The organism is Sphingomonas lycopersici, assembly GCF_026130605.1.
Classification (GTDB): domain Bacteria; phylum Pseudomonadota; class Alphaproteobacteria; order Sphingomonadales; family Sphingomonadaceae; genus Sphingomonas; species Sphingomonas lycopersici.
In genome coordinates this window covers 273,304-294,446 of record NZ_JANFAU010000004.1, presented here as the reverse complement: position 1 = coordinate 294,446, position 21,143 = coordinate 273,304, and the positions used below count along the sequence as shown (strand labels likewise).

Sequence of the window (21,143 nt, the reverse complement as noted above, 5' to 3'; positions counted from 1 at the left end):
GCGATACCTGTTCACGGGAACCCGTCGGCGCCACGAACCATCGAGCCAGTATCGCGGCCCGCCACCAGACTAATTCAGTCTCTCGATTACAATGACGCTATTAATCAAGAGGACGATCGTGCGGGCCCGGCTTACTCATGGGCCCCGGTTCCAAGAACAACGAGGATTTATCGATGAGCAAGGTGCATCCCGACGCCGGTCAATGCCCGGTTTCCCATTTGACCACCGCGTTCGGCGCCCCGGTGCCCAACAATCAGGACAGCCTCACCGCAGGCCCGCGTGGGCCCCTGCTGGCCCAGGATGTCTGGCTGAACGAGAAGCTCGCCAATTTCGTGCGTGAGGTGATTCCTGAGCGGCGCATGCATGCCAAGGGCTCGGGTGCGTTCGGCACCTTCACCGTCACCAATGACATCAGCCGCTATACCCGCGCCAAAATCTTCTCCGAAGTCGGCAAGAAGACCGAGATGTTCGCCCGCTTCACCACCGTCGCCGGCGAGCGTGGCGCGGCGGACGCGGAGCGCGACATCCGCGGCTTCGCCCTCAAATTCTATACCGAGGAAGGCAATTGGGATCTTGTCGGCAATAACACGCCGGTCTTCTTCCTGCGTGATCCGCGCAAGTTCCCCGACCTCAACAAGGCGGTGAAGCGCGATCCTCGCACCAACATGCGCAGCGCAACCAACAATTGGGACTTCTGGACCTTGCTACCCGAAGCCTTTCACCAGGTGACGATCGTCATGTCCGATCGCGGCATCCCCAAAGGCTACCGCTTCATGCACGGCTTTGGCAGCCACACCTACAGCTTCTGGAATGATGCCGGTGAGCGCTTCTGGGTGAAATTCCATTTCCGGACCCAGCAGGGCATCGAAAATCTGACTGACGCGGAAGCCGCGGCGCTAGTCGCCGGCGATCGCGAGTCGCACCAGCGCGACCTTTACGACGCGATCGAGCGCGGCGATTTCCCGAAATGGAAGCTGTTCGTCCAGATCATGCCCGAGAAGGACGCTGAAACCTATCGCTTCCACCCGTTCGACCTGACCAAGGTCTGGTACAAGGCTGATTACCCCTTGATCGAGGTCGGCGAGTTCGAGCTCAATCGGAACCCCGAGAATTTCTTCGCCGACGTCGAACAATCCGCCTTCGCGCCATCGAACCTGGTCCCCGGCATTGGGGTCTCACCCGACAAGATGCTCCAGGCCCGGCTGTTCAATTATGCCGATGCCCAGCGCTACCGCCTCGGCGTCAATTATCACCAGATTTCGGTCAACGCCGCGCGATGCCCGGTCATGAGCAACCATCGCGATGGCTACGGCCGGGTCGATGGCAATTATGGCAGCCGTCCGCATTATGAGCCGAACAGCTTCAGCCAGTGGCAGGAGCAACCCGACTTTGCCGAACCGCCGCTCCGGATCTCGGGCGATGCCGCACACTGGAACTATCGCGAGGATGATGCCGATTATTTCACGCAGCCCCGCAAGCTGTTCCAGCAGATGAGCCCCGAACAGCAGCAGGCGCTATTCGACAACACCGCCCGTGCAATGGGCGACGCGCCGGACTTCATCAAGCAGCGCCATATCGACAATTGCACGCGCTGCGACCCAGCCTATGGCGAGGGGGTGGCCGCAGCCTTGGGCATGGCCGTGGCGGTATTTGCTGACGGCTGAACCCGGCTACCGATCCGGCGGTCGCGCGCTCAGGCGCCCGCCGGTTCAGGGGATCGGCGGGCATCAGCGACGCGGCGCGTCTTTGGTTGCCGCGCTCCTCGGTACCGGGTCTTCGCGCCGACGCTCACCTCAACTGAAGAGGAAGCGGAAAGCCGGCTTCGCCGTGACGGGTTGAGGGTTGCGAGAGAGGCTCGCTGCCGGCCCGTTCACGGAGACGGGAAATGGCACAGCACCAAACCGGCCGCGGCGAGGAGGGTCGGCCGAACCTCTACGAGCAAATTACCACGCGGATCATCGCCGAGCTCGAGGCGGGGCGCTTGCCCTGGATTCAGCCCTGGGGAACAGCCAGAGCCGCGCTCGGCATGCCTTATAATGTTGTGTCGGGCCGGCGTTACAGCGGGATCAATATCCTCACCCTGTGGCACGCGGTTGTCGAACGAGGGTTTCAAAGCCAAGCCTTTCTCACGTTCCGCCAGGCGGTGGCGCTTGGCGGATCGGTGCGGCGCGGCGAGCATGGCGTACCTATCGTCTACGCGCGTCGTTTCGTGCCCCAGGACGAGCGGCGGCGCGCCGCTGTCGAGGGCCGTGAGATGTCGGGCGGCATTCCGTTTCTGAGGCATTTCACCGTCTTCTCGGCCGACCAATGCGACGGCCTCCCCGATGATATCGCGATGCCGCTACCCCCGGTGCCGGAGGGGCTCATCGCCCCCGAGGCCGAGGCCCTGATCAAGGCGACCGGGGCGGATTTCCGCATCGGCGGCGCGATTGCATTCTACAGTCCGGCTCACGACTATATCGCGGTCCCGCGCCCCGATGATTTTCATGAGCCGGTGAACTGGCACAGGACGGCGTTTCACGAGCTTGGGCACTGGAGCGGGCACAAGAGCCGGCTCGATCGTGACCTCACCGGCAGCTTCGGTTCGAAGCAATATGGGCGTGAGGAACTCGTCGCCGAAATGACCGGGGCATTCGTCTGCGCATCGCTCGGCATCACGCCCACCGTCCGGCATGCCGATTATATCGGATCATGGCTCGATATCATCCGCGAGGATGCGCGTGCGATCGTCCGCGCCGCCAGCGCCGCCTCGCGCGCCGCCGATTTCCTTCTTGCGTTTCGGCCGGAAGTAGCGGCCCACAACGCGGCCAACGATGACGGCGACGATCCCGACGATCCCGACGATCCGGCGGGCATGGCGCTCGGCCGCGGGCGGTCACGCAATGCGGAACCGACCATGCGAATGAACGCTGCGATGGCGGGGGAAGTGGCATGAAACTCCTCACCCCCGAACTGCACGACCGGCTTCGCGCCAATGATCGCGCTCATCGAGAGGCGCAGGCCTGCGGTACGCGCGAGCCCGACCCGGTTCCCGTCGTGCGCTTCTTCAATCCCGTGGGCGCCGCGACCTGGCTCGCCACCGAAATCGACGAGGATGGCATCCTGTTCGGCCTTGCCGATCTTGGCTTTGGCAGTCCGGAACTGGGCAGGTTTGCCTTGCGTGAGCTTGAAGAGATCCGCCTGCCATTTGGTCTCGGTATCGAGCGCGAGCTCTTGTGGGAAGGGAAGTTCCCGCTCTCGGTCTATGCCGAGGCGGCGCGACGCGCAGGGTCGATCGTGCTCGCCGAGCAACTGCTGCATCGCGCAGCCTCGTCCCTGAAGGGAGTTCGCTGATGGGCCGGCGCCGACGCACGGGAGCGTGCGCCGGCGCGGTTCCACGCCGCTCCTCAGGCGTTCTCGACGCCGCGCGGGACCGCCTGACGCCGGCCACCGTCGTCGATCATCAGCACCGGGCTCCCGGCTATAACAACGGGCCGCCTCTGGACGACGATGGTCCACCAGTTCCGCGATATTGCAAATATTGTCGCTACTGGTCGCCACCATCCATTGGGGCGTCAGCGCCTATGAGGCATTCCGCCTCGGTCTGTCGCGACGGCGGGTGCGACGGCCGTCCGGCACGTGCGACCGCGTGTTGATGCGGCCGGGAAAACCGCTCGCCTTCGGCGCCACGGCTGACACTTTCGGCTGCCTGAACTTTTCCGCCAGATCGCCCGAGCCGATGTCGCGAGGGCAGGGGTTTGTCACCGTTTACTCAGGCGATGCGATTCTCTGGTCCGGCCATGAGGAAGATCTGCCCGACGAATTTCGCTGACCGCCGAGCGACCTGGGCGCCAATGTCTGCTATGGTCCGCCCCAAGGATTCCAGGGAGCCGATGATGCCCCAGAATCGCCAGACCTTCCACGACCCGCTCGACAAGCTTCCGCCGGTGACGGTCGAGATTCTGAAAGACGATCTCCTGCGCTTCACGCAGGTCGATGCCGCAGGACGCACCAATGTCGTCACCTTTGCCGGCCGCTTCGCGATCGAACGCCGTGCAGATCCACTTATCGTGGTGTCGTCCGACGAACGCTGACGCGCGTCGCTCGTTCAGAGCGGCAGGTTGAGCTGGTTGCGATCGGGGGCAGGCGTGCTCGCCAGCCGTTCGCTGATCGTCGCGGCGAGTGCGTCGGCCGCGCGCTCGCGCAGCCGTTCGTCGGGCATGGCAAGTCCGACCCGCGCCCAGCCGGGAGCCGCCAGCAGGATCGCGGACACCGCTCGTTCGTCGATTCGTTCCATCCGACGATAAGAACAAATATGGAACATCTGTGCAAGCCGGAATGCGACGAGCGGCGCTGCCCGAAGCCGGTGCAAGTCCCTCATTGGGGTAGCGCTCCAGGCAACCTGGGCAAGAGCAAGAGGGAAGCCTTGCGGCTTCATGACGGGCTTTCAGCCGGGAGAGAGTCTCACCGGCGGTCCGTCATGGAGAATGGCCATGGCCAAAGCATCCCAGAAGATCGTCCTCAACGGCTCGCGCGACATTCCGTTCGACCAGCTGGTCCTGTCGCAGTCCAACGTCCGTCGGATAAAGGCCGGCGTCTCGATCGGCGAGCTCGCGGCAGATATCGCGCGCCGCACCCTGCTGCAAAGCCTCAGCGTCCGTCCCATCCTTGGGGAGGACGGCGAGGAGACCGGTCGGTTCGAGGTGCCGGCCGGCGGCCGCCGGTTCCGCGCGCTCGAACTCCTCGTGAAACAGAAACGCCTTGCGAAAGATGCGCCGGTCCCGTGCATCGTCAAACCCGCCAACGACATGATCTCGGCCGAGGAGGACAGCTTCGCCGAAAACGCGCACCGCGAGCCGCTTCATCCGCTCGACCAGTTCCGCGCGATGCAGCTGCTGGTCGACCAGGGGTCGGACATCGAGGCGATTGCCGCGCAATTCATGACCACGCCCGCCGTGGTGCGCCAGCGCCTCAAGCTCGCATCCGTCTCGCCGGTGCTCCACGACGTTTATGCCGAGGACGGCATGACGCTCGAGCAATTGATGGCCTTTGCGGTCTCCGACGATCATGCGCGGCAGGAGCAGGTGTTCGAACTCCTCGCTCACAGCTACAACAAGTCAGCGGCGTGGATCCGCCAGCGGTTGACCGAAGACAGCGTGCGCGCGGCCGATAAGCGGGCGCTGTTCGTCGGTATCGACGCTTATGTCTCGGCTGGCGGCTGCGTGATGCGCGACTTGTTCGACGAGGACGATGGCGGCTGGCTGACCGATCCGGCGCTGCTCGACCGCCTCGTTGGCGAGAAACTGGCGGGCCAAGCCGAGCGCATCGCCGCCGAGGGCTGGAAATGGGTGTCGACCGCGATCGACCTCCCGTGGAAGGTCACCTATGGCATGCGCGAAATCGAGGGCGTCGAGCAGCCGATGACTGCGGATGAGGAGGCTGCACTCGCCGCGCTCGAGGCCGAGGCCGAGCGTCTTGAGGCCGAGTGGGCCGATGCACCCGAATTGCCCGAAGACGTCGCGGCGCGCATCGATGCGATCGACGAGCAGGTCGGCGCACTGGTCGATCGACCGCTCATTTATGACGCCGAGGAAATGGCGAGGGCAGGGGTGGTGCTCTCGATCGACCGCGACGGTTCGCTCTCGATCGAGCGCGGTTTCGTGCGGCCCGAGGACGAACTGGCTGTCGAGCCCGAAGCCGGTGAGGGCGATGATGGCGCCTTTGCACCGGCCGGCGAGGAACGGGACGGTTCGCCCGCAAGCGTTGGCTCCGGGCCCGCGCCGAACAATGGCGCGTTCGATGATGACGATGGTGACGGCGGCCTGAAGCCATTGCCCGAGCCGATCTCACCGCCTGGCGCACGCTCGCGCTGCAGGATGCGATCGCGCAGCGTCCGGAGACGGCCTATCTGGCGATGCTCCACGCGCTGGTGCTCGATGCATTCTACTACGCCAGCCACGAAACCTGCCTCCAGCTATCGGTGCGTGATGTTTCATGGGTCGGAGGGCCAGCGGGATTGCGTGACAGCGCGCCGGCGCAGGCGATCGCGGCCCGCCATGCTCAATGGGAAAAGCGCCTCCCGCAATCCGACCATGACCTCTGGGAAGCATTGCTCTCGCTCGACGCGTCCGAGGCGTCGGCGCTCTTTGCGCATTGCGTTTCGCAGGCGATCAACGCTCAAGCCGAGATCGTTTCCAAATATGACAATGGCCGGGTGTCGAAGCACATCGTCGAGCGCCGCATCGCGCACAGCCATGTGCTCGCGCGCGCTGTCGGTCTCGACCTCGTCGCGGCGGGATGGCGTCCGACCGCTTCGGACTATTTTGGCGCGATCACCAAGCAGCGCATCATCGCTGACGTTACCGAGGCGAAGGGTGAGAATTTCGCAGGCATGATCGACCATCTCAAGAAGGGCGATATGGCGCGCGAGGCCGAGCGGATGCTCGACGATGCCGGATGGTTGCCCGAGCCGATGCGGACGCCGGCTGCTTCGGACGGTTCGCCGTATGACCATGACGACAATAATGGTGACGTGCCCTCAGATGCGAACGGCGGCGAGGAGCCTGATGATCTTGATGCGGATTACGCGATCGCCGCGGAATAGTGCGCGATTGCAGGAGACGCGCGACGGGAGATGTGGATCTTCCCGTCGCGCACCTCTTCGTCACCGATTATTTCAGCGCAAGGCCCAGCTTCCGGCGCTTGCCCGGTGCGGCCTCGTCAGGCGTGGGCCTCGCGACCTTTGTGCCGGGCTTGCGACCGAGGCCGGTGCGTTTTGCCATTGCGCTCCGCGCCTCGCTATAGGCGGGCGCGGTCATCGGATAATCGTGCTTGAGGCCGTAGCGCGCGCGATAGGTCTCAGGGGTCAGTCCATGCCTCGACAGATGACGTGTCAACGTCCGGTAGGGTTTCCCATCGATCAACGAGATGATGTGCTCGCGAGATGCCAGCGACCGCCGTACGCTGACCGCCGGCGGATTATTCTGCTCGTCCCCGGCCTGAGGGTTTTCGCTGGTGGGTGCAGCGCCGTCGAGGCGGGTGACGGCGTTGAATACCGACGCCAGAAACGCCGGAACGTCGTCGATCTCGGCCTTGGTATTCGGATTCGCGAGCCAGGCAATCGTGATGTCGGTCGCAAGGTCGACCGGCGCAGGCTTGTCGTTCATCAGGTCTCCATTCCCCCCGGAAAAGAATGACGATCCGCGCCAGCATTGGTGCCCACTTGCCGGCTTTACTGACAAGATTCGCTGGCGCGGAAAGTCGGCGACAATCTATCCGATGCTTTGTTGTCAAAGCAAATGACAAGATCGCATGCACCCTGTCCCGGTTGGGGGAAAGAGGTGATGGCAATGGCATTGTCGCATTTTTCGTGAACTGTCTTTGCGCAAAACGTTCGTCAACCTGACAATGTGTCGTGGTGCAATGATGGAGCTTGACGCCCACGCTCAACGATAGCGTGATCGGCTCCGGTGTGCCTCAATTCACCCTGATCTTTTCGAACCGACCGGGTCCAAGATCACGCGCCTGGTTCGCGACCATCGGCGCACTCGATGAATCGAAGGGCCACACCTACAGCGACAATGTAACCCCAATGCGGAAGGGCGATCGGCTCGATGGCGTACAGCCCGCGCGGGAAGGTCGCGATCACCAGCAGCCCGACCTCTCCGCCAGGAGCAGGACCGCGCGCGCACCTTCGTTCGAGGGCGACTGCGGCAAGCGGGTCTGGGCAGCAATGGCAAGGGGCGGGCTATTTTCCGCCGGGGCGTGAAGCCCCTTTGCAGCGCGAAGCAAAATAGCCTGCCCCTTGCCATCCTCCGCGCTACTCCGGCCGCTGACCCTGGACGGGCGCGGTGCGGCCCCGAACCGCTCGCCGCCGGGGCGTCGCCACGAAGGCCGCGAGAGGCGCGGGTCCATCCAGGCGACGGAGATGTCCCATGGCGATCGACTTTGACACACCCGAACAGGAGGAGCCGCAGCCCGGTTCTTCCGCCCATCTGCTCCAGGAGATGCAGCTCCTTGGTTACCGCCCCTTCGAGGACGAACCCGACCATCGCCCGCTCCCGGACGATCGCATGGCAGGCGGCGCGATCGCCGATATCTTCGACGCCATGGTGTCGTGCCTTACCGACACGCGCATCGAACCCGATCTCGAAGACCTGCTGTGGCAAATCGTCAACGTCTTCCATCGCGCCGGCGAGCGGATCGAGCGGGAGCTCGATACCAATGAACGCGCGCAGCGCCGGCTGCAGCGCGAGCAGGACGGGAGCGAGGTCGCGTCGGTCGAGCTCGAGCGCAAGACCGCCGAAGGCATCACCATGATCGAACGGCGCGACACGATGGAATTCTTCCGCGATACCGCGGCCGACCAATTCCGCCTGCACATGCACAAGGCCTGGCTGCCCTATTCGGCGCCGATGGTGAACCGCAAGGCGCTGACCTCGGCGGTGCTCGACAGCCGCCGGCAGATTGCGCGGCGCGCTTATCAGGATGCACGCGTCCTCAATCCCGACGGCACGCGGATCGTCTTCACCGCGGGGCCGAACTTCAACGACCATGCGCGCATCTATGCCGCGCTCGACAAGGCCTTCGCTCAATATCCCGACATGATCCTCGTCCATGGCGGTACACCCACCGGTGGCGAGCGCATCGCCGCCTGCTGGGCGCGCGACCGCAAAGTTCCCCAGCAGCCCTGCCAGCCCGACTGGGGCAGCCACGGCAAAGCCGCGCCGTTCAAGCGCAACGATGCGATGCTCGAGGATATGCCGAAAGGCGTCATCGTCTTCCCGGGCTCCGGCATCCAGGACAATCTCGCCGACAAAGCGCGTAAGCTCGGCCTTCCTGTCTGGGATTTTCGGAGGCGGTAGAGGCGCCGGATCCAGAGCGGTCAGCAGTAGGATAGGCACAATGGCGCCTCCTGTGTCACCCATATGCTGCGGCGCAAGATGTGGGCGCCGCGGCAGTGAGTTTCGACGTGCTGCTGTCACGATATCGTAAGTAATCTTGTCCGCGCAATTTCGCGGAGGTCCTGTTCGGGCGGTAAACGCTCGTCCAGTTAAATTGATCGTACCGGTGCCCGAGCCGGATTTGATGCGGCGAGAGTTGAAGTGCCAGACGCTAATGGGCGCTGTTCAAATCGAGAATTTAATTCATCATGTAAAATAGATCGTATATTTCACATGAATAGGGAAGTGCCATTTGCCGGCTGCCTAACGACGGATCGAGCTTCACCGCGGTGATTGTGCTCAAGGAATCGAAAACCGGGAGGCGGTCGCGTCACCGCTTCCGAGACGGTGGTACCAGGATGTAATTGTGGGCGGGTTCCGACGTGATGGTGGGGCGGTCGCGCGGCGAAATCAGGAATTCTGCGCAAGCCAACCGAATCTGTGCCGGGTTATCGAGATCATATGTGTCCTTCAATCCGACCGCCCCGGCGATATCGGCGCGCGGCCTGACGATATTGTCGGCCGCGACGCGGGTGGTCGCATATGGGCTCGTTCGCTTGAGAAATGACTTCCGCATCGCTGCGGTCGCTGAGGCGAGAATCTCGGGCGCGGTCCGCTTAATCTCCTCGTCGATACGTTCGGCATAAATCCATAACGGGCCAACGGACAGCGATCGAGGCCGCGCCTCAGCGAGGCGCTGTTCGGGGACGATCTTTTTGATTGCTGCAACGGTCGCAGGAACCAGTGCCGGCACGAATTCGACGGCCACTTCGCGGCGACTGTCGGCGACGGCGCGGCAAGCATTCGCAAACCCTACGCGCTTGAACTCAGCGCGCATTTCCGGGTCTTCGTAAAATGCCTTCGACAGATATTGCTGTAGCCTGCTCTCGCGCGTGGCAAGCTGTTCAAGCGCCTGATCCGGCAGCGCAGACTGTGCCGCAACCGGATTTGCGGTCAGCGTCGCGAGAGCGATCATGGTCGTGAGCTCGGTATGCCGCATAAATTTCATCGTCTCATGTCCCCACGAAATCCCCGCCGGATTAGCGCCCGCTCGTCGAACCGTCAGGCCTGGATTCCAACTCTTGGCTTTACCGCGACAAACTCATGTACCTGGGCGTAGATTTCGGCGACACCCGGCATCTCGACTGTCACCGCCAGGCCAAATGAAACAGGCTCGTCGATCGGCGTTCCCTGGTCCTTTTCCCGCTGAATTTGCAATGGGATGGTATCGCCTTCGGCCAAATTGCCGATCCGCGAATCCTGCCAGCGCCGATGAACGACCGTACCGCTTTCCGACTGGCTGTTCGAAGGCTGGCCGGTCGTTGTCGAAACGCCCGCGATTTCGAGCGCGTTGGCATCGAGCGCCGCGATCTTCAGCTTGACCGCGCGATACGCGAGGTGGCCCGGCCGCACCGGCGACAGCCATGCAAGAGTCGCGCGGATCTCACGCCGATGCGCATTGGCCGCGAGGCTTGCGGGCATTGGGACATCGAAGGAAATGGCACCCTCGCGCGGCAGAACGCCTGTTGCCCAAAGTGTCGCGCGGTCATTGGTGCATGCGATGCAATTCTCCGGGTCGACGAAGCCATATCCGATATGACGCCCGACCTCTCGCCGCCAATGCTCATGGTGGAGATCACCATTGGGGTCGACGATCGGCCGAATGAATTGCTCGACGTCGCGCCACGACGCGCAATGGACGAGCAGCGCCTTGATCAGGACCGCGCGCTGCCCTGGAGGCATCGGCTCGATTAGCTGAGGATAAGCGCGCTCAAGCGCATCGAAGATGCGATGGGCGGTATGCGTCGCCAGTGCATTGGCCGCGCTGGTCCCCATGGTAAAATGCGTACCAGCGCCCGCTTCCACGGCGGGCGCTGCAACCTTCAGACCCCAGAATCGCGATGGATTTGCGTGCGGCTGGAGGACGGTGGGCGGGTCGATCGGGCTGAATCGAACTGGCTGCCTGCCCCCGGCCATCAGGATGTCAGGCTTGGTGCTGCGGCGATGACCAAGTCCGAGGCGCGACGTGACACTCGGCATGTCTTGCGCCACATAAGGCGCAAATGGACTCGGCCCGCCGAAGGGGACGGCGATTGCGTCGCGATTCCATGCCCCGATTGTCAGCGCATTAAGGCTTTCGGCCGGTGCCAGCATACGGCGATCGGCCTTTACCGCGTCGAGCGCGCGAAGGACCGCTTCGTCCCTTTGTTGAGCCGGCGCGGCATGAAATGCGGCGCCATTGGCAAAGCCGGCGATGACCAGCGGCTCCATGATATTGCCGGCGCTGGCGAGGAACAGGATCCCGTAGGTGTAGGAGAGGTAGTCGAGCGCGCGCGCCCAGGTCGAGATCTTGCCCGCGAAAGGTCGGGTCCGGTCGCCCAGTGACAGATTGACGATAAAGACCTGTTCGCCGCCATTTTCGCGCATGCGCATCACCGCGGTCACGATCATGTCGATCACGAGCCGATTGTCGGCAAACAGCTCATCGCCAAATTCAGGGGCGTACATCACCGGTCGGAAGTAGATGCGACGCGAGACGGGTGAGGGCGGGTCATTGAGGTCGCCATGCAGTACGAGCGACGCCATCGCCGTACCGTGGATGCGCTCGCCAACCGCACGAGCCTCGAGATCGTCCGGGTCATCCAGCTCCAGGCGGCCCGCGAGCAATGGGTGAGCTTGAAGCGGTACTGCATCGAACACCGCCGCTATCGGATCGCCGAGGGGCGGTAATGGCATGACTTCGCCGAGCGGCGCGCTATCGCCCGCCTCGAGCGGGACACCGACACTTTGCGGGAGGATGGACGCGATCGGGTCGGCGCCCGCGAGCGAACCGGGATCGAGCGAGCAGATTCGACGAATTTCCGCTGCCGGAATGTCGGCAAGCACCGAATGATAGGCAAAGGTCGCACGCTGCGCGCGATCGATCACTCCGCCGCCAGCGGCGGCGATGGCCGCGACAAGGTCATGCTCGGCAGCGGCGCGCGCTTCGGGTCTGTGCCGGAACACCAGCTCGATCTCGATCCGCACCTGAAAGTCGTCCGGCGCACCGTCGATCCTGGCCAGGAAATACTCGCGGTTGCGCTCTGAAACACGATCAGCCGGACCCCAGACGCGAATGGCACGCAGGTGCTCGAACAAGTCGCGCCATGGTGTGAAGCCGTGAGGAACCGTTCCCGTCTTCTCCCAACCGTCCCAGAGCGACAGGATCTGACGTAACGCGCCAAGCTGCGGGACAAGCATGTAGAATTCGGGGTTCGTGTCGAATTCGTCCGCTTCGAGCTCCTCCTCGCCAGCAAATTCGAGACCTGGGATGCGTGCAACCGCATTGGCAAAATTCGCGATCGATCCCGTTACCTCGAACACCAGCAGCCGCTCCGGCGCGAGCGCATTGGGATCGGCGCGCAGCTCCATTGCCGCGTTGGGGCTGTTGAGGACATCACGCAGTTGCTGGAAGATGGGGCCGTGAGCATTCTTCTGCTCCGCGCGGTCGAACTTTCGCGACCTTCCGCCGCCGCCGCCGCCAGGGCGGCGTGGAGTTGCTTTAGGATCGTTTAGACGAAGAAGTGGCTTGTCCGGATCGTGCGGCATTAACTTCTTCAGTCCCCACCCTTGTTGCCCACAAGTCTATCTGCTCACGCAGAATATTCTTCAAGCTACGACTTGCAAGCGACAGAATGTGCTGTCGCCGGACCGTTTGGCAGAATTCGAGCGCTTCGGCGAAACTAATTGCCCCCAGTTTGGCTGCGAGCGTATCTGGCTGCATGCCGGGGTCTTCGGGCCAGAGCGCAAATTGCCGCTCAAGGAACGCGGCCAGCGCCTCGCGGGACGGCTGAGGCAGGGCCAGCCTCAGCTGGAACCGCCGCCATACCGCGCGATCGAGCAATTCGGCATGGTTGGTTGCCGCGATGGTTACGACATAGCTCGGCAGCTGGTCGATCTGCATCAGCAGGAACGAGACCACCCGCTTGATCTCGCCGGTCTCGTGCACGTCCCCGCGCTCTTTCCCGATCGAATCGAATTCATCGAAGAACAGGACACACGGGACCGTTCGGGCATAATCGAAGAGCCGCGCGAGCCGGGTATTGGTCTCCCCAAGGTAGGAGCCGACCAGCGCATCGTAGCGCACGGTGAAGAACTGAACCGCGAGCGCCTCGGCGACCGCCTCGGCGACAGAGGTCTTCCCGTTCCCGGGCGGTCCGGAGAGCAGCACGCGGTGGCGCGGCTGCATGCCATGCGCCCGTAGCAGCTCGGCGCGATGCTGCTCCTCGACGAGCTGCGAGATCTGACGCGTAACGGGAAGCGGGAGAACGAGATTCTCGAGCTGCTGGCGCGCCTCCGTTTCGAGCACGGTGTCGCGCCCCGCCTGGCTGTTGGCAAAGGACCGGGTCGGCGGCGTGACCGAGACCGCATTGAGCGCACGCTGAAGCCGATCAGCGAGAATGTTGTGATTTTTGCCGCGCTCGTCGGCGACGATCGCTTCGACCGACGAGCGCAGGGCAGCCTGATCCCCCGACGCGCCAGCGCGTACAATCGATAGAAGAAGATCGCTGCGCGCCACCCGATGTTTGCCTTTGATCCGAAATCCGCTTTTTCCAACGTTACCATCGCCGATTTTGTTGCGACAGGAAATTCTAATCCGCGAGCCTGATCCGTGGCGGGCTCTTGGCGACATGCCCCGATGCTGGGACAATTCGCGGCGTGGCGCGACCGGTCGCCCGGTTACAAATTTGGCTGAGCCGCGCCAATGCGATCGGTCTCACGGACCACAGCCTCGCGCTGGTGTGTCGCAGCGGTTCCTGCCGGATGATCGGGCTTCGATCGGGCGGGGCCGCCTTTCGGAACGAACGGCTCCAGCGAGTTCCGAAACTGAAAGCATGGTTCGATCGACGGCGGCCTTGCCGTGTTGGACGAGTGAAGCAGGCGGCAATTTCGACCGGCCCATCGGGTTGCTCGAGGTCATCCATCCTTGTCGCCGTTCTGCGGGCTCGGCACGCCTAATGCCGTCAACCCCGTGCGGGGTTCGCCCTTCGCTGGCGCTTCGGTGACGGCGGCCTGCCGGCCCTTTGGTTGGCGCCATCGGGGATAGTCCCCGAGCAACCGAAGGAAATCGATCATGGCTACCACCGTCGCTAATCTCACCGTCAAAGGCGATACGCTCGAAGGCACGCTCGCGACGCTCACCGTCAGCGCGCCGATCGCGATCATCCCCAACGGCCGCAAGGCGAAGGAATCCGAACCCGATTATCGGATCGTCAGCCGCAAGAACGGCTATGAGCTGGGTGCGGGATGGAAGAAATTCTCGCAGGCGACCGGCGCCGAATATGTCTCGGTCGTCCTCTCCGCCCCCGAATTCGGCACCATCTACGGCAATGTCGCCAATGCCCCCGGCGATGATCCCTCGAAGAAGGTCATCATCTGGAACCCGCCGGCCTGATCGGCCGGCTCCGGCCCCGCCTTCGGGCGGGGCCATTCTCTTTTGTGAAAGGAATGATCCATGAGCCGTCATCCCGTCACGGTTCGGTCGGAAGACGCCGCGGATGACAATGCGGTCATCGGTTACGACCCGCCGCTCCGGACCTATTTTCTGCACGCCTTCGAAGACCCGGACACGGGAGAACTGGGCCTCTGGCTCGGCACGAAACTCGAAGAATTTTCGAGCCTCGCCGAACTGGTTGCGGCCGCAGCGGCGGCCGGCTTCACCCTGGCGGACCTTTCCAGTGCGGACGTGGCAGACATGGCCGACGAAGCGCGCCGCCCGGCGCAACGCTCGCCAGCCGAGCGCCTCGGCTGGCGGTTGCGCTGACATTCGCAAATGCGCCGGGGCGGACGATGGCCCGCGCTCCGGTGCTCGTGTGGATTAGCCGTTCAGCCGGTCCTTGACTGCCTTGGCGGGCGCAAAGGTCAGTTTCTTCGACGCCGCGATCTTGATCGCCGCGCCGGTCGCCGGATTGCGCCCTTCGCGCGCCGGCGTGTCCTTCACCTTGAACTTGCCGAACCCCGACAGCGAAACCTCAGCGCCTTTCGCGGCGGCATCGCTGATCGCGGCGAAGACCTCGTCGACATATTTGCGCGCGTCGGCCTTGGTGATGCCGTGGGCGGTGGCGAGCGCGTCGGCAATTTCACTGTTGTTCACGAACTCATCCTTTTTCGTTCATGCGGAAAACTGATTGCCCGGGCGACTCAAGGTCCCCGGGCGACGGGCATATCAGCGAAATCGCCCCAGTCACGTCATCTTCGTGAAATCGAACCTCCGGTGAGACTGCGGGACGCCCTTCACGGTTGGTCGAGGCCCAGCGGGAGGGAAGGGGCGGAGGGAGCACTCATCCCCTGATGTGCGTAGCGCAAGCCCATCCCCGCTCTTTGGTGCTGGTCCCTGGCCCGAGGCTGCGACCTCCTTCAATCAACCCGTAAAGGGTCCGCTACGCGAGCGTGCGGCCGCGCGTGCCGCGCGGTGATTGCGGTCGATCCTCGGGCGGGCGGGGCACCTGTCGAGCGGGGACGGTCTTCCGCTCCAAGGCAGGAGCCGCAACGATGTCGCTTTCCACCGCCCAATCGCTCGCCTGGAACCTCGCGAAGACGCTGATGACCGTCACCGTCCTCATCGAAACCGACGGCGGTTATGCCGTCATGCCAAGCGACGAATTCGATGGCGACCCCGACCTGGTGGTGCGCGAATATGATCCCTTCTCATCATGAAGCGCCCGGTGGCGTGACGCCGGCTGGCGCAATCGGTGTTTGCCGTGCTGCGCCAGCGCGCTATGTTCGCCCCGCACAATCGCGCTGTGGAGGTGGTGGCAGGCGCGTCTCGAAAGGACGCCCATGCTGATCATCCTTGCGCCCCTCGTCGGCCTGTTCCTTTTGTGGCTGATGTTCCGGCTTGCCACCTATGCGCTGCCATTTGCCGTCGGCACCTGGAGCGCATTTTGGCTGCTCCACCATGGCAATGGCTATATGCTCTCGATCCTTGGCGGCTTCACACTCGCCGTCATCGTTCTCGCCATTGGCCAGCTCTTGTTCGATACCGTCCGATCGCCCGCCCTGCGGGTGGCGCTCGGTCTTGTCTTCGCGCTTCCGGCCGGCATCGCGGGGTACAATCTGGTCAACGGCCTTGGCCGACTGATCGCTGACCAATGCCCGGGTTTGACGATCCTCAGTTGGGGTGGCGGCGGGGTCATCGCGATTATCGCCGTGCAGCGCCTCAGCTACGCGCGCCGGACAGAAAATCCCTGAACGCGGCCGCCTGTCCCCACAGTCTCGAATTCGGCTGCGGCCGTGAGGCCGGTTAGGCCTTCTTGCAGGTCGACATGAAGCTCTTGCGCGGCTTTCCGTGCAGGTGCTTGGCATCGGCTTGCTTCGAGCAGTCGAGTGACTTGGCGGTTCGAGCGACCGGCGCCTTGCCGGGCTTGGCCACGGCAGCCTTCGGGGCGGGGGCGGTCGCGGCGGCTTTGGGCGCCGACGAGGCCGCAGGTGTCTGAGCGAACGCGGTGCCCGCCATCAAAGCAATCGCGGCGGCGGCAACAATCTTGAGTTGCATACCAAACTCTCCTCCAGTCCCAAGGACGAGCCGAGGCTACGACGGGGTCTGGGCAACTGTCACGTTACAACGGCGCAAGGTTTCCCGGCGCCCGCTTCTGGCATGGCCTCAAAACAGCCAGCCGGTTAATTACCAGCTCAGGCCGTATTCGATCGATCTTCGTCGGGTTGATCGCGCGGGTGGTGCCCATTGTCTTGAAGCAGCCGCTTGGCCGAAATGGCTCCCTTGCGCGTTGCCCGCACCGGGCACGGCCTCTCTTGGATGCGCTCGATGCCGGCAGGACGCTGAAGCTCGCCCGGTTTGCCGCAACGGCGATCACGCGAACTTTCTTCCCCCGGCGTTCCCGCCGTTCCTCGCGAGACAAGAAATTCCTTCGCCCGCCGTCCTTCGCTGACGCTGCGGGCTGGCGCTGCAGCACCGGGCGCCTGCCGGCCTTCCCGGCGCATCGAGGCCGCGATCGGCGCGGGTCTCGAAGCAAAAGGAATGACATCATGGCCAAGATCGGCACCTTCAAGAAAGTCTCGGGCGAACTGCGCGGCGAGATCGTCACCCTCTCCGTTCAGGCGACATCGGTCCGTATCGCTGCCGATGAACAGGCGAGCGGCAATGCGCCCAGCCACCGCGTCTATGTCGGTGACGCCGAAATCGGCGCCGCGTGGAGCAAACGCACCACCGACGACCGTCCATATCTCTCGGTCAAGCTCGACGACCCGAGCTTCGTTGCCCCGATCTTCGCGCAATTGTTCGAAGGCGAGGGCGACGAATTCGACCTGGTCTGGTCGCGACCAACGCGCCGCGACTGAGCCGGTTCGCTCCGCCGGCTCACTCACGCGCCGGCGGAGCCATCCCCTTTTAGGGGGAGGGCCGCCCTCATTTGTTGGAATGTTAATAAAGATTAACCGTTGCCAGTGTGCCTTCCCTTTCGAGGGAAACGAGGATGCGCTCCAATCCCGGCACTGGCGATGATCGGCGGCGACTGGACCTTGCCGGATTCGCACAGGAGTTTCTTCGCCGCAATCCTCGCTATCGGTCGGATTATCGGAAAATCGCGCCTGTTCCACCCGATCGACATCCTGCGATGGCGCAGGAGGTGATGGCCCGACGCTGGGGCCTCGCCTTTCCCATGCTCGCCGGATGCCTTTGCCGCCGACGCACCGGCGCTCTGGCTCCCGGCACGCACGCCCACCATCGTTGTTTTCGATCATGCGCCGCCAGGTTATGCGGACGCGCCGGCGTTCGATCTCGCGGCATGGCCGAATGTGGTTGCCGATCGATCGCTCTCGACCGGCCGGCATATCGTGCTTGCCGATCCGGACGGGCTGCACCGCATCTGGCTCCGTACCGCCATGCCCGATCGGGTGCTGGCCTATGTCATCACGCGCGATGCGGCGATCGACCTTCGGATCGCCGCCATGCGCCGGCTCGATCGGCGCCTGGCCGGCGAGCGCCCGATGCCCGTTCCGGCGGGCTTTCAGCCATCGGCCTTCCAGCGTCACCGGCTCGGCCTGCTCCTCGATATCCTCGATGCTTTCGACACCCGCGAGCGTGGAACGATCACGACCTATGAGGTCGCCAGCCGCCTGATCTATCGCGGGATGACCATCGGTCATGGCGATGACTGGAAGACCTCGTCGCAGCGTCGGCGCACCCAGCGCCTGATCGAAGAGGCCTTTGCGCTGATGGAGGGCGACTACCTCAAGCTGCTCAACCCTGATCCTGCCGGTGCGACAAAAGTCACGCGGTCAAAATAGCCGCTCCACCCCGACAATCGCGCTCCGCCACAACGCGCCATCCCGATCAAACGCCGCCGCGCGGCACCGACGGCCTGATGGAGAATGTGAGATGGTTCAACCCGGATATCTGCCGGAGGCGCGCTTTCTGAGGACCCCCGATGCCGCGCTGCGGCTCGGCCTCAGCCCGCGCACGCTCGAAAAGCACCGCTGCTATGGGACGGGTCCCGCTTACCACAAACTCGGCGGCCGCGTCGTCTATGCGATCGATGTGCTCGATGCGTGGGTTGCCCTCGGCAAGCGTCAGTCGACCTCGGATCCCGGTGCCGGCGTCTGCTTGCCCGCGAAGCGCCAGAACGGCCCGGTCCGGCGCTGAACGATGCATCGGCAACCCGTCTTTCCGGACACGGCGAGCGCCGATCGCGGCCAGCTCGATCTGTTCCGCTCGATCCCGGGGCCAATCGCTGCGCGCGATGCGCAGGATCTCATGGCCTGGCCGTTCTTCAGCCTCGCCAAATCGCGGCGCACCGCACCGATCGATTTTCGCATGGGGGCGACCTGGATCTCGGTCGAGGCAGTTCCCGAGCACGGCATGGCGACGATCTGGGACGCCGATATCCTGATCTGGGCGGCAAGCCAGCTGGTCGAGGCGCGTGATGCCGCGCGCCCGACCTCGCGGCTGATGGCGACCACACCGCATGAAATCCTGACGTACATCGGGCGCGGTACGGGCCGCGACAATTACGACCGGCTGAAAGCCGCGCTCGATCGCCTCCAGTCGACCACCGTCGCGACTTCGATCCGCCAGCAGCATCAGCGCCGCCGCCATCGTTTCTCCTGGATCAACGAATGGAAGGAGCGCCTCGATCCCGCCGGCCGCCCGCGTGGCATCGAGCTTATTCTGCCCGACTGGTTCTATGCCGGCGTGCTCGATCGCTCGCTCGTCCTGACGATCGATCGCGCCTATTTCGGGCTCACCGGCGGGCTCGAGCGCTGGCTCTATCGCATCGTCCGTAAGCATGGCGGGCGGCAGTCGGGCGGGTGGAGCTTCGACTTCGCGCATCTCCATCTGAAGTCCGGCGTCCTGTCGCCCCTGAAGCGCTTCGCCTTCGAATTGCGCGGCATCGTGCGGCGCCAGCCCTTGCCCGGCTACACGCTGTCGATCGAGCGCGCATTCGGCCGCGAGCGGCTGAACTTCGTACCTTTGCCGATCGACAGCTTCGACGCGGCGATGCGCCGGGTGCGGCTTCGCGACGAGGGCGCGCGGCCATGACGTTCGTCCAATCAGGAACCGCCGGAGTCGTCCAATCCGGAACCCGAGGCGCGTCCTATCGGGAACCGAGGTCTGGTGTAACCGACTGGAATCACGCGTCGAATCGAGCGCCTTATAACCATGCTAATAGAGAAGAATCCTTCGGATTGTTGCTAACGCCGTGCGTGGCGCTTGAGCGGGGGCTGTCATGACCGGGGCGCCGCCAGCGCCCGGTCGCCGCATCGATGCCCGGCCGCGCGCCGCGTTGACCGAGGTCGAACTGATCTGGATCGAGAAGCGGCTCGAACATTGGCTGCGTTTCGGGCGCATCGCTGGCGAGCGCATTCTGACGCGCAAGACCCGCTTGGTTTCGTTCCGGCCGGGCGCGGTGTTCGCGTTCATCCGCTGGTCGTCGAATGATTATGGCACCGTCCATTCGCGGATCGACATCCTGCGCGCAGTCGGGCCGGGAGAGCCCTGTTCGACCGCGCCATTCGTGCGGCCTGGTGGAGAAATCTACCTCTCGCTCAAGGGCTGGCCGATGGTCAGTGCGGTCCTCGCCGCGATCAATGCGATCGAGGCGGTTGGCGTCGATCCCTGCGATGTGGCGCCCGATCATTGGCGCCATCTCCACAATCGACTGACCGCGGGCGTGCCGGCGCGGCCCTATACCGCCGAGCGCCATGCCGCCTGGCTCAAGCGCAAGGCGCTCGGGCAATGACGCGCCGGACATGTCGCATCGCGGCCGTTCTCGGAGGCCCGGTGTTCGCGATGCTTTTCATCGCGGATGCCGCATTGCCATCGCGGCCGCGCTTCATCTGGAATGCCAGCGCCAGCGCGCCGATCGGCCTTTACGCGATCCATGCCGGCGGGCCGATCAGACGCTTGGACTTTGTCGCGGTCACGCCGCCCGAACCGCTCGCGACCTTCCTCGTGCGCCGCGATTATCTCGCGGTCGGCGTCCCGCTGCTGAAGCACGTCGCCGGCGTTGCCGGGCAGCGGATCTGCCGTTCCGGCTCCATCGTCACCATCGACAGCATGGCTGTTGCCGCCACCTTGCCGCGTGATCGCGCCGGGCGCGCGCTGCCGGTCTGGCAGGGCTGTCGGCGCCTCGCCGCGGGCGAGGTCTTTCTGCTCAATCGGGGCGCCCGCGACAGTTTCGACGGCCGTTATTTCGGGCCGATCCCCAGCCGCCAGATCATCGGGCGCGCGGCGCCGCTGTGGACTGATGAACATGCCGACGGTCGCTTCGAATGGCGCGCATCGCCGCGCTGATCGCGCTCGCATCGGCGGGCGCGGTGACCGCCGATGACATTCCCAACGCCACCGCAAAGGACGCTGACATGCCGCAAATTGGTCAATTCGTGCGCGACGAGGCCGGCTTCATTGGCAATCTCGCAACGTTGCTCCTGCACCAGGACATCATCATCGTCGCGGCCGAGCCGTCCGACGTGGAGAATGCGCCGGATTTTCGCGTCCATGTCTTCGACGCGATGAGCAATGAAACGGGCCCCGAGATCGGCGCGGCCTGGAAACATACCGGCGAACGGGCCGGCGAATATCTCGCGCTCGACCTCGACGATCCGACTTTCCCCTATCCGATCCGCGCAAACCTGTTCCGCAACGCTGATGCTGGCGCGTCATGGTCACTCCATTGGCGCCGCCCGCATAAGCGCGATGCGAAGGATTGAGCTGATGCCTGCTCG

The 21,143-nt window shown here is 64.0% G+C and carries 25 protein-coding genes and 2 pseudogenes; 20 read left to right on the top strand and 7 right to left on the bottom strand.

Annotated elements, in window-relative coordinates:
* Positions 1-173: 173 nt before the first annotated feature.
* From NED98_RS10925 to NED98_RS10905, 5 genes are all read left to right on the top strand, one after another.
* Positions 174-1,664, top strand: a complete 1,491-nt coding sequence (locus NED98_RS10925) for a catalase (protein ID WP_265313005.1) — start codon at positions 174-176, stop codon at positions 1,662-1,664.
* 221 nt (positions 1,665-1,885) lie between these two features.
* Complete coding sequence (locus NED98_RS10920) at positions 1,886-2,935, top strand: ArdC family protein (protein WP_265313004.1); 1,050 nt, start codon at positions 1,886-1,888, stop codon at positions 2,933-2,935.
* The gene (locus tag NED98_RS10915; protein ID WP_265313003.1) at positions 2,932-3,333 is read left to right on the top strand and encodes a DUF2958 domain-containing protein; all 402 of its coding nucleotides are present in this window, start codon (positions 2,932-2,934) and stop codon (positions 3,331-3,333) included. Before NED98_RS10920 ends, NED98_RS10915 begins: the two co-directional genes overlap by 4 nt.
* 187 nt (positions 3,334-3,520) lie before the next feature.
* On the top strand, positions 3,521-3,811 hold the full coding sequence (locus tag NED98_RS10910; RefSeq protein WP_265313002.1) for a hypothetical protein: 291 nt from the start codon (positions 3,521-3,523) through the stop codon (positions 3,809-3,811).
* Positions 3,812-3,875: 64 nt separating this feature from the next.
* On the top strand, positions 3,876-4,073 hold the full coding sequence (locus NED98_RS10905) for a hypothetical protein (protein ID WP_265313001.1): 198 nt from the start codon (positions 3,876-3,878) through the stop codon (positions 4,071-4,073).
* A gap of 14 nt (positions 4,074-4,087) precedes the next feature.
* Here NED98_RS10905 and NED98_RS10900 read toward each other — a convergent pair whose 3' ends face one another.
* Positions 4,088-4,276 (bottom strand): DUF6771 family protein, encoded by a 189-nt coding sequence (locus tag NED98_RS10900; protein ID WP_284698956.1) that lies wholly within the window; start codon positions 4,274-4,276, stop codon positions 4,088-4,090.
* A 196-nt stretch (positions 4,277-4,472) separates the two neighbouring features.
* Between NED98_RS10900 and NED98_RS10895 the strand changes: the two are divergent.
* A pseudogene (locus NED98_RS10895) lies at positions 4,473-6,583 on the top strand (ParB/RepB/Spo0J family partition protein).
* 67 nt (positions 6,584-6,650) lie between these two features.
* On the opposite strand, the gene NED98_RS10890 reads toward NED98_RS10895, so the two are convergent.
* A complete protein-coding gene (locus NED98_RS10890; protein ID WP_265269596.1) occupies positions 6,651-7,145 on the bottom strand; it encodes a Ros/MucR family transcriptional regulator in 495 nt (164 codons plus the stop codon).
* Between the two features lie 266 nt (positions 7,146-7,411).
* Between NED98_RS10890 and NED98_RS10885 the strand changes: the two genes are divergently transcribed.
* Together NED98_RS10885 and NED98_RS10880 are read left to right on the top strand one after the other, a co-directional pair.
* Positions 7,412-7,747, top strand: coding sequence for a hypothetical protein (locus NED98_RS10885; protein ID WP_265313000.1), 336 nt, complete (start codon positions 7,412-7,414; stop codon positions 7,745-7,747).
* Between the two features lie 166 nt (positions 7,748-7,913).
* Complete coding sequence (locus tag NED98_RS10880) at positions 7,914-8,843, top strand: DUF2493 domain-containing protein (protein ID WP_265313112.1); 930 nt, start codon at positions 7,914-7,916, stop codon at positions 8,841-8,843.
* Positions 8,844-9,252: 409 nt separating this feature from the next.
* On the opposite strand, the gene NED98_RS10875 is transcribed toward NED98_RS10880, so the two are convergent.
* The 3 genes from NED98_RS10875 to NED98_RS10865 are packed head-to-tail and all read right to left on the bottom strand — an operon-like array spanning position 9,253 to position 13,479.
* Positions 9,253-9,930 (bottom strand): hypothetical protein, encoded by a 678-nt coding sequence (locus NED98_RS10875; RefSeq protein ID WP_265312999.1) that lies wholly within the window; start codon positions 9,928-9,930, stop codon positions 9,253-9,255.
* Between the two features lie 53 nt (positions 9,931-9,983).
* Positions 9,984-12,509, bottom strand: a complete 2,526-nt coding sequence (locus NED98_RS10870; protein WP_265312998.1) for a S8 family peptidase — start codon at positions 12,507-12,509, stop codon at positions 9,984-9,986.
* Entirely contained in the window at positions 12,463-13,479 is a 1,017-nt protein-coding gene (locus NED98_RS10865; RefSeq protein WP_265312997.1) for an AAA family ATPase, read from the bottom strand. Before NED98_RS10865 ends, NED98_RS10870 begins: the two co-directional genes overlap by 47 nt.
* 555 nt (positions 13,480-14,034) lie before the next feature.
* On the opposite strand from NED98_RS10865, the gene NED98_RS10860 reads away from it, so the two are divergent.
* Positions 14,035-14,355 (top strand): DUF736 domain-containing protein, encoded by a 321-nt coding sequence (locus NED98_RS10860; protein WP_265312996.1) that lies wholly within the window; start codon positions 14,035-14,037, stop codon positions 14,353-14,355.
* Positions 14,356-14,415: 60 nt separating this feature from the next.
* The gene (locus NED98_RS10855) at positions 14,416-14,724 is read left to right on the top strand and encodes a hypothetical protein (RefSeq protein ID WP_265312995.1); all 309 of its coding nucleotides are present in this window, start codon (positions 14,416-14,418) and stop codon (positions 14,722-14,724) included.
* Positions 14,725-14,778: 54 nt separating this feature from the next.
* On the opposite strand, the gene NED98_RS10850 is transcribed toward NED98_RS10855, so the two are convergent.
* The gene (locus NED98_RS10850; RefSeq protein WP_265312994.1) at positions 14,779-15,054 is read right to left on the bottom strand and encodes an HU family DNA-binding protein; all 276 of its coding nucleotides are present in this window, start codon (positions 15,052-15,054) and stop codon (positions 14,779-14,781) included.
* 398 nt (positions 15,055-15,452) lie between these two features.
* Between NED98_RS10850 and NED98_RS10845 the strand changes: the two genes are divergently transcribed.
* Positions 15,453-15,617 carry a hypothetical protein gene (locus NED98_RS10845; RefSeq protein WP_265312993.1) on the top strand — a complete coding sequence of 55 codons (165 nt, stop codon included), beginning with the start codon at positions 15,453-15,455 and terminating at the stop codon, positions 15,615-15,617.
* 123 nt (positions 15,618-15,740) lie between these two features.
* Positions 15,741-16,151, top strand: coding sequence for a hypothetical protein (locus tag NED98_RS10840; protein WP_265312992.1), 411 nt, complete (start codon positions 15,741-15,743; stop codon positions 16,149-16,151).
* A gap of 52 nt (positions 16,152-16,203) precedes the next feature.
* On the opposite strand, the gene NED98_RS10835 is transcribed toward NED98_RS10840, so the two are convergent.
* A complete protein-coding gene (locus tag NED98_RS10835; RefSeq protein ID WP_265312991.1) occupies positions 16,204-16,455 on the bottom strand; it encodes a PsiF family protein in 252 nt (83 codons plus the stop codon).
* A gap of 491 nt (positions 16,456-16,946) precedes the next feature.
* Here NED98_RS10835 and NED98_RS10830 point away from each other — a divergent pair, with 491 nt between their 5' ends.
* The 8 genes and pseudogenes from NED98_RS10830 (at position 16,947) to NED98_RS10795 (ending at position 21,128) form a co-directional block, all read left to right on the top strand.
* On the top strand, positions 16,947-17,258 hold the full coding sequence (locus tag NED98_RS10830; RefSeq protein ID WP_265312990.1) for a DUF736 domain-containing protein: 312 nt from the start codon (positions 16,947-16,949) through the stop codon (positions 17,256-17,258).
* Between the two features lie 134 nt (positions 17,259-17,392).
* Positions 17,393-17,566: pseudogene (locus NED98_RS10825) on the top strand (transcriptional regulator domain-containing protein); the annotation flags it as partial.
* 76 nt (positions 17,567-17,642) lie between these two features.
* The gene (locus NED98_RS10820) at positions 17,643-18,206 is read left to right on the top strand and encodes a DUF2285 domain-containing protein (RefSeq protein ID WP_432423320.1); all 564 of its coding nucleotides are present in this window, start codon (positions 17,643-17,645) and stop codon (positions 18,204-18,206) included.
* A 91-nt stretch (positions 18,207-18,297) separates the two neighbouring features.
* The gene (locus tag NED98_RS10815; protein WP_265269617.1) at positions 18,298-18,561 is read left to right on the top strand and encodes a helix-turn-helix transcriptional regulator; all 264 of its coding nucleotides are present in this window, start codon (positions 18,298-18,300) and stop codon (positions 18,559-18,561) included.
* 3 nt (positions 18,562-18,564) lie between these two features.
* Positions 18,565-19,458, top strand: coding sequence for a replication initiator protein A (locus tag NED98_RS10810; RefSeq protein ID WP_265312988.1), 894 nt, complete (start codon positions 18,565-18,567; stop codon positions 19,456-19,458).
* 187 nt (positions 19,459-19,645) lie between these two features.
* Positions 19,646-20,158, top strand: a complete 513-nt coding sequence (locus NED98_RS10805) for a DUF2840 domain-containing protein (RefSeq protein WP_265312987.1) — start codon at positions 19,646-19,648, stop codon at positions 20,156-20,158.
* Positions 20,155-20,712: a S26 family signal peptidase gene (locus tag NED98_RS10800; protein ID WP_265312986.1), complete on the top strand. Its 558-nt coding sequence runs from the start codon at positions 20,155-20,157 to the stop codon at positions 20,710-20,712. Before NED98_RS10805 ends, NED98_RS10800 begins: the two co-directional genes overlap by 4 nt.
* Positions 20,691-21,128 carry a DUF736 domain-containing protein gene (locus tag NED98_RS10795; protein ID WP_432423316.1) on the top strand — a complete coding sequence of 146 codons (438 nt, stop codon included), beginning with the start codon at positions 20,691-20,693 and terminating at the stop codon, positions 21,126-21,128. Before NED98_RS10800 ends, NED98_RS10795 begins: the two co-directional genes overlap by 22 nt.
* Positions 21,129-21,143: the final 15 nt, after the last annotated feature.

Bases quoted from the DNA above. Each gene is read 5' to 3' on its own strand.
- NED98_RS10800 (WP_265312986.1), top strand. From the start codon at position 20,155: ATGACGCGCCGGACATGTCGCATCGCGGCCGTTCTCGGAGGCCCGGTG.
- NED98_RS10810 (WP_265312988.1), top strand. From the start codon at position 18,565: ATGCATCGGCAACCCGTCTTTCCGGACACGGCGAGCGCCGATCGCGGC.
- NED98_RS10845 (WP_265312993.1), top strand. From the start codon at position 15,453: ATGTCGCTTTCCACCGCCCAATCGCTCGCCTGGAACCTCGCGAAGACG.
- NED98_RS10905 (WP_265313001.1), top strand. From the start codon at position 3,876: ATGCCCCAGAATCGCCAGACCTTCCACGACCCGCTCGACAAGCTTCCG.
- NED98_RS10915 (WP_265313003.1), top strand. From the start codon at position 2,932: ATGAAACTCCTCACCCCCGAACTGCACGACCGGCTTCGCGCCAATGAT.
- NED98_RS10835 (WP_265312991.1), bottom strand. From the start codon at position 16,455: ATGCAACTCAAGATTGTTGCCGCCGCCGCGATTGCTTTGATGGCGGGC.
- NED98_RS10925 (WP_265313005.1), top strand. From the start codon at position 174: ATGAGCAAGGTGCATCCCGACGCCGGTCAATGCCCGGTTTCCCATTTG.
- NED98_RS10860 (WP_265312996.1), top strand. From the start codon at position 14,035: ATGGCTACCACCGTCGCTAATCTCACCGTCAAAGGCGATACGCTCGAA.
- NED98_RS10875 (WP_265312999.1), bottom strand. From the start codon at position 9,930: ATGAAATTTATGCGGCATACCGAGCTCACGACCATGATCGCTCTCGCG.
- NED98_RS10815 (WP_265269617.1), top strand. From the start codon at position 18,298: ATGGTTCAACCCGGATATCTGCCGGAGGCGCGCTTTCTGAGGACCCCC.
- NED98_RS10870 (WP_265312998.1), bottom strand. From the start codon at position 12,509: ATGCCGCACGATCCGGACAAGCCACTTCTTCGTCTAAACGATCCTAAA.
- NED98_RS10805 (WP_265312987.1), top strand. From the start codon at position 19,646: ATGACCGGGGCGCCGCCAGCGCCCGGTCGCCGCATCGATGCCCGGCCG.
- NED98_RS10830 (WP_265312990.1), top strand. From the start codon at position 16,947: ATGGCCAAGATCGGCACCTTCAAGAAAGTCTCGGGCGAACTGCGCGGC.
- NED98_RS10920 (WP_265313004.1), top strand. From the start codon at position 1,886: ATGGCACAGCACCAAACCGGCCGCGGCGAGGAGGGTCGGCCGAACCTC.
- NED98_RS10855 (WP_265312995.1), top strand. From the start codon at position 14,416: ATGAGCCGTCATCCCGTCACGGTTCGGTCGGAAGACGCCGCGGATGAC.
- NED98_RS10890 (WP_265269596.1), bottom strand. From the start codon at position 7,145: ATGAACGACAAGCCTGCGCCGGTCGACCTTGCGACCGACATCACGATT.
- NED98_RS10795 (WP_432423316.1), top strand. From the start codon at position 20,691: ATGGCGCGCATCGCCGCGCTGATCGCGCTCGCATCGGCGGGCGCGGTG.
- NED98_RS10840 (WP_265312992.1), top strand. From the start codon at position 15,741: ATGCTGATCATCCTTGCGCCCCTCGTCGGCCTGTTCCTTTTGTGGCTG.
- NED98_RS10900 (WP_284698956.1), bottom strand. From the start codon at position 4,276: ATGGAACGAATCGACGAACGAGCGGTGTCCGCGATCCTGCTGGCGGCT.
- NED98_RS10880 (WP_265313112.1), top strand. From the start codon at position 7,914: ATGGCGATCGACTTTGACACACCCGAACAGGAGGAGCCGCAGCCCGGT.